Below are 12,810 nucleotides of genomic sequence, written 5' to 3'. Positions count from 1 at the left end.
CCTACATTAAGCTCCCTCACTGGCAAGGAATGCCGGCATGCCGCTTCGTACCATCCGCACAGCTCTCTGCCTCGCTCTGCTCCTGCCCGCCGCGGCTGGGGCGACGCGCATTGAGTTCACCGCCGAGCTGCAGCAGGCCGACTCGGGCGTCGACGCGCCGACCATGGTGAGTGGGGTGATCGAGTACCGGCCCGAATCGCTGGCGCCTTACTCCCCTCAGGTCTTGGGAGAGATGAAGTATGGAAAATTCGATCGGTTCACCCTTCACCTAGGAAACGACGAGCCGCTGAATCTCGGCGAGGGCTTCGTTACCCAGACCGTCGAGAACGTCTATCTGTTTCAAGCGGGGCAGACCGGACTTGATCCCTCCCATGAGGAAAGCAACAGCTATTGGGTCCCCTCCGTTCTGAGGCTACATCCAACGATTCCGGCCGCAACATCGTGGACTTCCATTGGCAACTACGGCAACTTTTTTACCGAGGAGCCTGATATCTTTGAGGCCTCGCAATTATATAGCCTCAATCTCGACCAGGCGCTAGCAGCGCTCGGTAGCTTTAGCTTCGCGGTAAGTGGCGTGAATCCAGGGCAGAACCAAGAGGATCTCTTGTGGGCGTTGTTCGACGTGATCATTGCTGACGTTGCAAATGCGCGCTCGGTGATAAATCTGCTCTCGGATGACGAACAGATCGTCTTACTGCCCGAAATGACCGAGCTATTGGAAAACCTTGCGGCGTTCCAGGTAGCCCTAGGCACGAACATCCTAGGGGACGGTCCCCTCTCCTGGGACACTTTCTCGGAGGAGATCGGCACGTTGTCGCAAGGGCTCATGACGTTCGATCTATTACTTTCGGCGGTCGTTATCGAACGGCAGTTGTCGGATGATGGGGGAGAAGGTGGGGACTCGATCAATGCCGACCGGTTAGCCGCTGACTTCGACGGCAATCCGGGCGTCATACGAGTGCTCGCCGACATCGACGGCGACGGGGTCATCGACCGCCACGAAATCGTAGCGATCCTCCCCGATTTCGGCGACATCCATCCGGTCTACATTGTGCCCCCGGTCTCGAAACCTCTGGTATCGCTTTCGTTCGCCTTAGAAACGCCGGAGTTCGATTTAGGCAGGTTTGGGTTGCCTGCTGATCACGAACTCATGTTGCACTACGGCGTGAACGGCCTTGGAGGGCCGGTGGAGGGGACGGCGACCTACCGCATCACCTCGCTCGCGATCGTCCCCGAGCCCGCCTGCGCGGCGTTGCTGGCGGCCGCGATTGGGCTCGCTGCGGGGGTGCGCCGTCGGCGTTAGGGGCGTCGGGCGGGGCTTTCACGAGGGGGCTTCCGCGCGGGGCTCGGGGCGGGCTGTTATACTGGAGCCCCCGATTGGTTGACCCCCCGCCAGAAGACCCCCAAGGGCATGTCGCGATGCCGCTTCTTACGCTCCGCCGTCTGGTTCTGACCGCTCTGCTCACGCTGCTCGCCGCCTCGCCGGCAGCCGCCCGCACCTGGACCGCCGCGGCGGGCGGTTACACCGTGGAGGCCGAGGTGGTTGCGTTCAACGACGAGAAGGTCGTGCTGCAGCGCGAGGACCACCACCTCGTGTCGCTCGAGATCGACAAGCTCTCCGAAGCCGACCGCGAGTACCTCGCCTCGCAAGACGCCCGCCTCAAGGCCGACGAGATCTACGGCCAAGACCAGGTGTGGACCAGCCGCAAGGGCCTGAAGGTCGTGGGCAAGGTCGTCGACTACGTGAAAAAGGACGTCACGATCGAACGCAAGCGCGGGCGCGTGTACGTCAACGGCCGGGTGTTCGAGAACCTGCCGGCGATCTACCAGAAGATCGTGCCGCAGATCGTCGCGTTCTTCGAGGAGAACGAGGTCAAGGACAAGGAGTCGCTCGAGTCGTGGCTGATCCACAAGAAGGGCGCGCCGCAGACTTACGCCTGCGAGGGGGTGCTGTTCGAAGTGGCCGGCGGCGACGAGTACGGCGTGCCGTTCTTCATCTTCTCCGAGGAGGACCAGCGGCTGCTCAAGGGGGCGTACGACGAGTGGGTCGGCTCGCAGGGCGACTACGAGTCGCAGCAAGACGCGGCGTTCGAGCTGCAGTCGCTGGCCGCCGCCCGGCATCAAGACGCCGAGGTGAGCCACCAGATCGGCAAGCTGCAACTCGTGGCCCAAGCGGCCACGGCGGGGATCACCAACGTCTGGGAAGTGACGCTCTACCCGAACGGGCCGTTGAACAGCGCGCCCCAGTTCGTCGTCGTCCAAGGCCGCGACAGCCGCACGGCCACCCAAAACGCCTTGCAGCAATACCCGGGAAGCAGCGTGGGGCCGGTGCGGAAGCTCAGCTACTGAGTGGGGGCGGGTGGCTGTTAGCTGTTCGCTAACGGCTTACGGCTGTCGCACGTCGCAGTGCTAGAGCCGCCAGCGCGAGCAGAGCGGCGGTTGTCGCTGCGGGTTCGGGGGCCGTGTGGGCGGGGGGCGGCGGTTGCTCGCCGAAGTGCGAGGCCCACACGCCGTAGTCGGCCTGGTCGATCACGCCGCTGCCGTCGCCGTCGGCGCCTGCGAACGGTGTGAGGCCGGTCGTCCCGAGCGCGTCACGCCATACGGTAAAATCGGCGGCGTCGACCGCGCCGTTGCCGTTGTAGTCGCCTGGCAACGGCGTGGGTTGCGGCAGCACGAGATCGACCAAGATGCGATTGGTGTTGTTCGTCTCGTCGGTCTCGAGGGCGTAGCCGAGCGGGTCGACCGTCACCTCGAGCCAGTACTCGCCCGAGGCGACGCCGGTCAGGTCGAGCCGCTGGGCGGGGATGTTGCGTCCGTAGAAGTCGGCGTAGCCGACCGACACGCCGAGCGGGTTGGCGTTGACGTTCGTGTACGCGGGCAAGGGGGGCGCGGCGGGCAGCGAGGTGTCGACCGCCACCGAGTCGACCACGGCGTGCGAGGTCTTCCACTGCGTGGCGACGACCGGCCCGACGCCGCCGCCCGGCGTCACCAGACGCAGGTCGTAGCGGGCGATCGGCTCGAAGTGCAGGTGGCCGAACGGCCCCGGCTCGTAGCCGACGAACGTGGCCATGTGGCGCCGCTCGAAGCCCCCCTCCTCGTTCAGCACGTCTTGGTAAACGGCCTGAGTGAGCGGGTCGGTGGTCGTCTCCTCATAGATCTGAAACGGCCCGTCGCCCAGGTTGGCGATCACCCCGTCGAAGCGGTAGAGCACCCGGCCGGGCTCGCTGGTGAGGTCGACCTCGCCGCCGTACATGTAGTTGAGCGCCTCGTCGGCGATCGGCACGAGGTCGGGCAGCAGCGGCGTGGGGGGCGCAAGGCCCGCCGGTGCGACGCCCGCGAATCCCAAGAGCAGGGCGAGGGCGAATGAGACGGTCCTGAGTGCGAATGCCATGCGATCTATCTTAGCACGGCAATAAGGACGTTGCGTCTTGACGGTTTAGCCGGCGTATCTGGCTAGGTACCAGACCCGGCAATCCATGCAGTGGGACTCTTCTGGGTACTCCGTTCTGATTCGATTTGCGATGGCGTTGGCGCGATCCCGTGAATCGAGCAGACCAAGGGTGTTGATCTCTGAGTCCGGGAAGATCTCGGGGAACGAGCCGCAGTTCGTCAGAACACTTAGGGATTCAAACGAATCGAGTATGTCGTAACCGCAGTGCACGAACCCATCGGGAACAGGGGGGTCGCACGTCGGCCTCACGGTGATTGCCAGGATGTTGTGAAGCAGAGGATCGTAGTCAACACGTTCCCTCAAGTACTGGGGGTCCAAGAAGAAATCAGTTCGGTAGTCTTCCTGGACGTTATGGTCCCAGTCTTGGCTGGTGTACTCCTTGATGAGGTTCGGGCAGAGCAAAGTGTCTGTCGAGACAATCTCGGAGACCTGCGAAACCTGGCGCCAAGCGATATAGCCCGTCCAACGTTCGTCGCAATGAGGACCAAACTTCGCGTTGGCGGAGTAGAACGAGTCGACGCTCACGCCTCCGCCCCCGCCGGCACGGCTTCGCCGATGTGCTGCGCCTGGTAGCCGCCGCGCGACTTGAAGTACAGGCCCAGCAGCGCGTACGCCGCGAGCATGACGGCGGGGAAGATGCACATGCTGGCCAGGGCGCCTTGGTTGCTCGCCGTGCGGACGGCGGCGATCTCGTCGCTCAGCGCGTCGGCCTCGCCCTCCGGCGCGCCAACCAGCGCGGCGGCGAGCTTCTCCTCGTCGATCGCTTGGTAAGGGATCACCTCGTATACACGCTTGTCGTCGAGCACCGCGGCCACGCCGTCCGCGCTCATCGCCGGGATGACGGCCAACAGGTCGTCGCGCTGGGCGACCGCTTCAATCTCTTTGGCGGCCTTCAGTGTCCCGATGTAGGGCAAGCCGAGCGTGCCGACCGCCAACATGCCGATGCCCCCCAGGGCGTTGAGGGTAAGGGCGCCCCCCTTGGGGGTCTGCTCCGCCGCGACGCCGAGCATCGTCGGCCAGAAGAAGCTCTTGCCGATGGCATACAGCGTGGCGGCCACGAAGATCATGACAGCCGTCGACGTGAACGACAGCGAGTACAAGCCGCCGATCGCCAGCAGCGAGCCGATGATCAAGAGCCCGATCGGGCTGACCACGTGAACGATCGAGCCGGCGAAGAAACGCAGCACCATCATGATGGCCGACGTGTAAATGAGCACCAGTGCGGGGTGGAACCCGGCGTCATCGGCGATACCCTCCATTAGGGTTGAGATCCAGGCATCCGTGCCGAGTTCCGTGGTGGCGAGCGGCATCATGATCAGCGCCAGCACGAACAGCAGCTTGTTGCCGAGCGATTGGGTGTAAAGGCCGAACGTCACGACGATCGCCACGCCGATGCCGATGAACGCGTACTTAGCCGTTACGGTGAGCGGATTGACGCCGCCGTCGGAGAAGAAGTCCATCAGCTGCAGCGTGACCAGGAAGCCGACGATCGCCGCGCCGAGCACGCCGAACTCGGCGAGCATCTCGCGGTACGACACGCCCGAGGCGACGCGCTCTTGCACCGGGAACTTGAGCGGCGCGAGCATCAGGAAGAAGATCAGCGCGGGCGGGGCGATGATGGCGATCTTGATCCACCACGGCACGCCGTCGGGGCCGACCACCGACTCGGGCAGCATGCCGAGGCCGATCGTGATCAAGCCGCCCAGCACCAGGCCGCCCGGCCAGCCGGCGTGGAGGATGTTGAGCCACTTGGTCTTCTCTTTATTGAACATCGTGGCGACGACCGGGTTGATGTACGCCTCCACCGTGCCGTTCGACAGGCCGAGGATCAGGCTGCCCCAGTAAAGGAGCTTGAACCCGAGGTCGGGGTCGCCCTGGCCGCCGGCCGAGACGAAGTAGGCCCCCACCGCCATGCCGCTCCAGGCCATGTAGCCGAGGAACGAGACGACCATCGCGGTCTTGTAGCCGATGCGGTCGATGAACAGGCTGAAGACGATGATCGAGAGGGCGAAGGGCCAGATGCCGATGCCGGCCAGCCGGCCCGCCTGGGCGGGGTCCAAGTTGAACTCGGCCGACCAGTCGCTGATGAGCAGCATGCGGCTGATGAAGCCGAAGGCCGTGGTGATCAAAGCCAGCCAGCAGCCCCAGAAGAGCCGCTGCTTTTGCGCGTCGTCCGCCATGTGGTCGCCTTGCGAGAGAAGAGAGGAGAGTCCGGAGGCCGGAGGTCAGAAAAGGGGGCAGACCCGCGGCGAGGGCGATTATAGGCAGTGCTGGCGCCTCAGTGGAACCGAGGATCCGTTTTTGTAAGGGTTGCTGTGGGAGGCGTCTCCGACGCCGATGACGCGCTGCGCGCACCGTTATCGGCGTCGGAGACGCCTCCCACAACTCTGCCGGCGTAGGAGACGCTTTCCCCGGTTCAGCCGAGTAGGCAAGTGGTAGCGATTACATCGCGCTTTAGAAAACGTGCCGCCAGCGAGCGTCACTCGCCGCCCGGCGCCGCACCCACCGCGCGGCGGCTTGCGCGGTTGCGGCGGGCGTCGGTCAGAAACGCCGCCACGCCGATCCAGATCATCGCGAAGGTCGCCGCCCCTCCGAAGGTGAGGCGCTCGTCGTTGAGCAAGATCGCCGTGAGCAGCTGGCCGGTGGGGGTGAGGTATTGCAAGAACGCCACGGTGCTCAGCGGCAGCCGCCTGGCGGCGAGCGTGAACCACAACAGCGGCGCGGCCGTGGCGGCGCCGGTGGCGGCGATCAGCAGGCTCACGCCCCAACCGGAGCGCCCAAAGGCGAGCGGCGCGCCGCTTGTTTCGCGCCACACGAGGTAGCCGATCGCCAGCGGGGCCATCAGCGCGCACTCGACCGTCAGGCCGGGCAGGGCGTCGGTCTCGAGTTGCTTGCGCAACAGGCCGTAGAGGCCGAACGCGCAGGCGACGACGAGCGCGATCCAGGGCGCGTGGCCGAGCCGCGCCGTCTCCCAAGCCACGCCGGCCGCCGCGCAGGCGACCGCGGCCCACTGCAAGCTCCGCAGACGTTCGCCGAGCACCAGCACGCCGAGCGCGACGCTCAGCAGCGGGTTGATGTAGTAGCCGAGGCTCACCTCGCTCAGCCGGCCGGTGGCCGCGCCGATGATGAAGCCGATCCAGTTGGCCGCGATCAGCAGCGTGGTCGTGGCGATCAGGCCGAAGCGGCGCCGCGAGCGGACCGCCCGGCGGACCTCTCCCCAGCGGCCCGCGCGAGCGACGAGCAGCAGACAAACGAGCAGCGTCCAAAGGCAGCGCTGCGCCATGACCTCCATGCTCCAAGCGAGCCGCATGGCGGTGGTCGACGACGGCGAATCGAGCGGGGCGATCACCCCGGCTCGCTCGGCCGCGGCGTTCATCGCGACGATAAACGCCGGGAACACGAAACCCCACCAGCCGAACGCCGCCAAGCCATAAGCGAGCCCGGCGCGCGTTTCGTTGGTTTCGGAACCGGAGGGGGGCATCGGCGGGAGCGCGGCCGGAAGCGGGCGGCCGGTAAAGGGGGCGGGGCGGCAGGTAAGGGGACATCATCCCCCGCACACCATGAGACGGGAAGCGGCCCCGAGGTTCAGCCCTGGGGCAGGCCGCATGAAGGCCCCCCGTCAACATGAGCAAGCAGAAGGGGGCGAGCCGTGAGCGTGAGCGACCGGAGCGGCTCGCCATCACCTCGGGTCATTGGTCATTCCCCGCTACCACGGCCTTTCCATCGTGCCGACGATCTGTTCGGCGAGTCGCTTGATGGCTTCTTGCTGGGTCGAGGTGAGCGTTTGGGCGGCTTCGGGGATCGTGAGGCCCGTCTGCCCCACACCCACGGCCAAGCCGGCCAGGGCGCCCTCTGTCGGGATCGACTGGGCCTGCATCATGGGCAGCTGCCGGCGGTTGAGCCAAGTCACCTCGGCCCGCAGCGTCTCTTCGAGCACGCGGGGGTCGTCGAGGGCGTTCTCGGCCAGCACGCCGCGGGTGTCGCCCTGCAGGCGGACCAGCAGCACGCTGTCGGCGTTAGGATCGGCCACCACCTTGTAAGGGGTCTTCAGCTCGATCTCTTTGACGAGCGCCTCGGTGAGCCGCTCGCCGAGGTCGCGGCGGAAGCTCTCCGACTCGATCATCGGCACGAACACCGTCGACACGTCCGGAGCGTAGAGCGAGCCTGTGCCGACTTGGTAAGCGGCGCAGCCCGGCAGGAGCAGAAGGGCGATCGCCAGGAACGAAGATTTCAAATTGCAATCCTCCAATCCGGCTCAGCGCGTGGTGGTCGGCTCGCCGCCGGGGTTCTCGGCGACCATCGTCTGGCCGGCGCCGGGCGCCAGGTCCTGGCCGGGGGCGATCTCCACGATCTCGTCGAGCGCCTTGCGCTCGTCGTTCTGCGGGAACATGCCGACGAACCACCCGAGCGGCTGCTCGGGGCGCGGCGGGAGCTCGCCCAGCTCGGCTAGCCGCTGCTTGGCCACGGCGGCGGCGGGCGAGTCGGGGTCCTTCTCGACCAGGGCTTTCAGGTAGATTTTGGCCGAGGCGTTGTGGTCGATGTTGTGGTAGTACTCGGCCATGCGCAGGTCGCGCGCCTCGATCAGAGCCGCCAGCTCGGCGCGGGTCTTGGTGAGGCGTTGGCGTTCGACGTCGGTGAGTCGGCCGGCGAAGTTCGTGCGGATCCGCTCGGCGAGCTTCTGGCCCTCCTCGAGCGGCGTGCCGTCGTAGTCGGGGCCCTGGTACATCCGCATCTTCGACTGCAGGCCGAGCAGGTGCGCCTCGAACTGGTGCTCGCTGCGGGGGTAGTCACGCCTGAGCAGCTCGTAGTGGTAGTCGGCGTCGAAGTAACGCTCGCGGCGGAAGTAGATGCCGGCTGTGGCCATGATCGCGTCGTCGGCCCGCGGGCCGGTCGGGTCGTTCAGGCGGATCGCCTCGTACGCCTTGACGGCGTGGCCGATCGTGTCGAACGCCGGGCGGGTGTCGTCCCAGGCGTTGAACGCCAGGGCCACCGTCGGGTTGTAGTCGTTGTACTTCTCCCAGTAGCGGGCGATCGCCCACAGCCGCTCGATCGAGGCGTCGAGCCGCGGCGTGTTGGGGTGCTTCGTCAGCAGGTCGACGTAGGCGTCCATCGCCTTGTCGTACTCCTTGCCGAAGTAACGGGCCTCGGCCAGGGCGAACATCGCCTTGGCCTCGAGCATCGTGCCGGGCCAACGCTGGGCGGCGGCCTTGAACTTGGTGATCGCCGCCGCGTAATGCTTGTCGTTGAACGACTGCACGCCGCGCTCGTAGAGCGCTCGGGCCGCCGTCTCGTCGGCGCCGTGGCCGAACGTTTCTTTCACTTTGTTGGCCGCGGCGCGAGGGTCGAGCGCCGGGATCATGCCCGTGTCTTGCTTCTTCTGCCCGAGCTTGATCGACAGCTCGTCGACCGGGGCGTCGATCGGCCGGCCGTCGCGGTCGAAGTAGCCCTCGAAGCCCGGCACCCGCCAGCCACGTCCGACGTCGAACACCGCCTCGCTCTTGTGGCTGCGCCACCAGGCGGGGTCGCCGGGGCGTTGGGCCGACGCCGTCGAGCCCGCCTCGGCGGAGTCCGATGAGAACCAGCCGAGCGAGGGCCATTGGGCCACCGCGGCCGTGGGGGAGAGCAGGGCGGCCGCCAGGGCGAGCGGCGTGACGAATGGGGCGAGGTTCGTGCGTGTCATGGGCTATCGCTTGCGCGCAGGGCGTTCGGTGGCTCGGTGCGCGCAGGGGACCCGCGCGCCGCGGCGGACGGTAGGCGATGCCAGAGAAGGGCGTCAAGAGCAAGCCGCCGTCGCCGGCAGCCCGACCCAGAGCAGATGGCAGCCGGCCACGAGCCGGCGGGCGTAAGCCCCCGGTGGCGGAGCACCACTACAGCACCAACGTGGCGCAACTGCATCGCGCCCCGCGGCGCAACTCCGGGGCATGCACCCATCGGCTCATGCTTGGGCATGAGCGGCGATAGCGACGCTAGCGGCCGCTGAAGAACCGGCGGAGCGAAGCAGGGGGGGGCGACTCAGCTAGAGGCCAACGCGGGGGCCGCGTCTTTCGCCGCTTGGCGTTCTTTCCATACCTCTTCGATGATCTCGGCGCCCACCAGGCCGTACAGGCGCGGGCGGGGCGGGATCAGCGAGGTGTCGACCTCTTCGTAGCTGAGGGTCGGTTCGCCGGCCGGGTCGAACGCGGCCACGGTGGTCTTGAGCCACTTGGCGTTCTTCGCCTCGAACTTGTCGCACCACGCCTCGGCCTCGCGGCGGCGCTCGCCGGGCTCGGTCGCCTCGATGCCCGGCATGTTGAAGTCGGGCTTGAAGTGGGCTCCGCGGCACTCGTCGCGCGCCAGCGCGCCCTTGAGCAACGCCTTGGCGAGCGGGAACATGTCCTTGAGCGCCTTGGTGAACACCACGTTCTGGTTGGTCCACGCGCCGGTGTCCGACAGGGCGCACCGCTGGGCCCGCTCGCACAGCTCGTTGACCTTTTCCAGGCCGGCCTGGATCTGCGCGTTGCGACGCACGACCAACGCGCAGTTGGTCATCTCGTCGCCGAGCTGCTGGTGCAGCAGGTAGGGGTTCTCGGCCCGGTCGCCGTTCCCACTCTCGGCGTCGCCCGACTGCTTGATCAGCGCGTCGTGCTCCGCCTGCTTGGCCCCGGCGCTCTGGCGGTGGAGCGGGTCGAACGCCTCGTCGAGGGCGGACTGGTCGAGCGAGTCGACCGCCGTCTTGATGCCGGGCGCCACGAACAAGCCCGAGAAGATGCAGGAGAGCAGCGAGTTGGCCCCCAGGCGGTTGCCGCCGTGGTACTGGTAGTCGCACTCGCCGATGGCGTAGACGCCCGGGATGTCGGTCTGGCCGTTGCGGGGGTTGGCCACTTCGAGGCCGCCCTCCGCGGTGCGGGCGTAATCGGCCCACATGCCGCCCATCGAGTAGTGGACGGCCGGGAAGATCTTCATCGGCTCGTCGCGCGGGTCGACGCCCTGGAACTTCTCGTAGATGTTCAGGATGCCGCCCAGCTTGCGGTCGAGCTCGGCCCGCTCGATGTGCGTCAGGTCGAGGTAGACGCACTGCTTGTTCGCCTCGACCGACAGGCCGTCGTTCACGCAGACGTCGTAGATCTCACGCGTGGCGATGTCGCGCGGCACGAGGTTGCCGTAAGCCGGGTAACGCTCCTCAAGGAAGTAGTAGCGTTCGCTCTCGGGGATGTCGCGCGGGGCGCGGGGGTCGTGCGGCGTGCGGGGCACCCACACCCGGCCGCCTTCGCCGCGGGCGCTCTCGCTCATCAGCCGGCACTTGTCGGCGCCGGGGATCGCGGTGGGGTGGACCTGGATGAACTCGCCGTTGGCGTAGCGGGCGCCGGCCTGGACCGTGCGGCTGGCGGCGCTGCCGTTGCACGCCATCGACATCGTGCTGCGGCCGTACAGCAGTCCGCAGCCTCCCGAGGCGACCACCACGGCGTCGGCCTTGAAGGCCTTGATCTGCATGGTCACCAGGTTCTGGGCGATGGCCCCGCGGCAGCGGCCGTTGTCGTCGAGCGTCGGGCCGAGGTAGTCCCAGCCCTCGTGCATGGCGACCATGCCTTCGGTCTTCCAGCGGCGCACCTGCTCGTCGAGGGCGTACAGGAGCTGCTGGCCGGTGGTGGCGCCGGCGAACGAGGTGCGCTTGTAGAGCGTGCCGCCGAAGCGGCGTTGGTCGCGGAAGCCCTCACGCGTGCGGTTGAACGGCACGCCGAGCCGGTCCATCAGGTCGATGATCTTCGGGGCCCACTGCGTCATCTCGTTGACGGGGGGCTGGTGCTGCAGGAAGTCGCCGCCGTAGACCGTGTCGTCGAAGTGCTTCCACTCGTTGTCGCCCTGCTGGCGGGTGAGGTCGTTGACGCTGTTGATGCCGCCCTGCGCGCACGCGCTGTGCGAGCGCTTGACGGGCGCCAGGCTCATGCAGTCGACCTTCACGCCGAGCTCGGCGAGCTTCATCGTGCAGGCCAGGCCGGCGAGTCCGCCGCCGACGACTAGGACGCGTTGTTCGGGCATCGGGGTAACATCCTGCGCTTAAGAAAGCTTGATGGTGAATCGACCACGGCGATGCGTGTGGCGTGACGCCAGCGACGCCGTCACTCCGCGGTGCGGTCTTTCTGCGACGGGTTGAGCTCGCCCGCTTGGTCTTCATCGGGAGCACGCTCTTCTTCGGCGACGCCGCCCTCTTCGGCTGCGTGGCTCTCTTCGTGAGCGCGCTTGTGCTCGGCGGGCGAGGCCTCGCCCGCTCCCACTTTGTACTCGTACATGCGGTTCTCGACCTGCCGCGCCTCGTCGAGAGGCTCGCCGGCGCCGTAAACCCGCATGCCGCCCAGCGCTCCCAGGCCGACCAGGCCGAGCAACACGCCGAAGGCGCCGCACGCCTTGAGCGCCCGCCGCTGGGCCGCCTCGCTGGTCCACACGCCCCAGGTGATGCCCATCGACCACATGCCGTTGGCCAGGTGGAACACGCTGGCGATGATGCCGACGGCGTAGACCGCCGTGACGATCCAGCTCTGCAGGGCGATGCCGGCCGTGGTGGGGGCGTTGTAAGGCCGGAACTTGGCCCCGCCGATCGGCTCGATCGCGGCGAGCCACGGCCCGAAATGGACCCAGCCGTGCATGTGGAACACGTGGTAGAGGATAAACAACGCCGCGATCATGCCCGTGGCGCGTTGCAGCGTGTAGCGGACGTTCGCGGCGTAGGTGTAGTGCACGGTGTTCGGCAGGCCGCCGCGGATGATCACCACGCCGACGATCGCGTGGAACAGCAGCGGCAGGAAGATGAACACCCACTCGACGACCGGCAACGCCTTGCCGAGCGAGTGGATCTGGTAGACGGCGTTCTGGAACGTCTCGGGTCCGTTGAGCACGCTGGAGTTGACCAGCAGGTGGACCGTCATGAACGCGCCCACCGGGATCAGGCCCGAGAGCGAGTGGAGCCGGCGGATCAAGAACTCGTGCCGCACTAGAAACGACGGGGCGTCATCGGACGCGGTGGCGGAGTCGGCCAACGGAGACCTCGGGTTGGGGGCGAACGCGGTCGCCACACACCCCGCGCAATGGGGCGGCGGCCCTCACTCATGGCGAGTATAGGGACCACGCCGCGCAACGCAAAGCGGGGGCGGATTGTCGCAGGCGCGATTGCCAAAAAGATTCGCGCTCGGCGACCCGTGGCCCCACAAAAAAAGGCGGGCGCCCGGCTCCCGGTTGGGGGAGTCTCGGGCGCCCGCCTCAATCCTGTTCGGCGCCATATTTGCGCGTTGATTTATGGGATTGCGCGGCGGTGGTTTTTCGGTCATCGTGGCCGGCATGGCCTCGAAGAAGCAACGCATCCGCGAGCGGGACGTGCAGGGGGTAAA

At 66.9% G+C, this 12,810-nt stretch carries 10 protein-coding genes; 2 read left to right on the top strand and 8 right to left on the bottom strand.

Annotated features, from left to right (window positions below):
* The first annotated feature begins 37 nt into the window (after positions 1-37).
* Together Mal64_RS08355 and Mal64_RS08350 are read left to right on the top strand one after the other, a co-directional pair.
* A complete protein-coding gene (locus Mal64_RS08355; protein ID WP_146399071.1) occupies positions 38-1,303 on the top strand; it encodes a hypothetical protein in 1,266 nt (421 codons plus the stop codon).
* A 116-nt stretch (positions 1,304-1,419) separates the two neighbouring features.
* A complete protein-coding gene (locus tag Mal64_RS08350; RefSeq protein ID WP_146399068.1) occupies positions 1,420-2,349 on the top strand; it encodes an SHD1 domain-containing protein in 930 nt (309 codons plus the stop codon).
* Positions 2,350-2,377: 28 nt separating this feature from the next.
* On the opposite strand, the gene Mal64_RS08345 is transcribed toward Mal64_RS08350, so the two are convergent.
* The 8 genes from Mal64_RS08345 to Mal64_RS08310 form a co-directional block, all read right to left on the bottom strand.
* Positions 2,378-3,391, bottom strand: a complete 1,014-nt coding sequence (locus Mal64_RS08345; RefSeq protein WP_146399066.1) for a lysyl oxidase family protein — start codon at positions 3,389-3,391, stop codon at positions 2,378-2,380.
* Between the two features lie 45 nt (positions 3,392-3,436).
* A complete protein-coding gene (locus Mal64_RS08340) occupies positions 3,437-3,976 on the bottom strand; it encodes a hypothetical protein (protein WP_146399065.1) in 540 nt (179 codons plus the stop codon).
* Entirely contained in the window at positions 3,973-5,631 is a 1,659-nt protein-coding gene (locus tag Mal64_RS08335; RefSeq protein WP_146399063.1) for an MFS transporter, read from the bottom strand. Before Mal64_RS08335 ends, Mal64_RS08340 begins: the two co-directional genes overlap by 4 nt.
* Positions 5,632-5,930: 299 nt before the next feature.
* Positions 5,931-6,932, bottom strand: coding sequence for an EamA family transporter RarD (rarD, locus tag Mal64_RS08330; RefSeq protein ID WP_146399061.1), 1,002 nt, complete (start codon positions 6,930-6,932; stop codon positions 5,931-5,933).
* 225 nt (positions 6,933-7,157) lie between these two features.
* Positions 7,158-7,685, bottom strand: coding sequence for an LPS assembly lipoprotein LptE (gene lptE / locus Mal64_RS08325; protein ID WP_197525579.1), 528 nt, complete (start codon positions 7,683-7,685; stop codon positions 7,158-7,160).
* Positions 7,686-7,706: 21 nt separating this feature from the next.
* Positions 7,707-9,131: an outer membrane protein assembly factor BamD gene (bamD, locus tag Mal64_RS08320; RefSeq protein WP_146399057.1), complete on the bottom strand. Its 1,425-nt coding sequence runs from the start codon at positions 9,129-9,131 to the stop codon at positions 7,707-7,709.
* Positions 9,132-9,463: 332 nt separating this feature from the next.
* Positions 9,464-11,467 (bottom strand): succinate dehydrogenase flavoprotein subunit, encoded by a 2,004-nt coding sequence (sdhA, locus tag Mal64_RS08315; RefSeq protein WP_146399055.1) that lies wholly within the window; start codon positions 11,465-11,467, stop codon positions 9,464-9,466.
* An 80-nt stretch (positions 11,468-11,547) separates the two neighbouring features.
* Positions 11,548-12,462 (bottom strand): succinate dehydrogenase cytochrome b558 subunit, encoded by a 915-nt coding sequence (locus Mal64_RS08310; RefSeq protein ID WP_146399053.1) that lies wholly within the window; start codon positions 12,460-12,462, stop codon positions 11,548-11,550.
* Positions 12,463-12,810: the final 348 nt, after the last annotated feature.

The organism is Pseudobythopirellula maris (genome assembly GCF_007859945.1).
GTDB classification, from domain to species: Bacteria; Planctomycetota; Planctomycetia; order Pirellulales; family Lacipirellulaceae; genus Pseudobythopirellula; species Pseudobythopirellula maris.
This window is presented reverse-complemented; position numbering and strand designations above follow the sequence as displayed.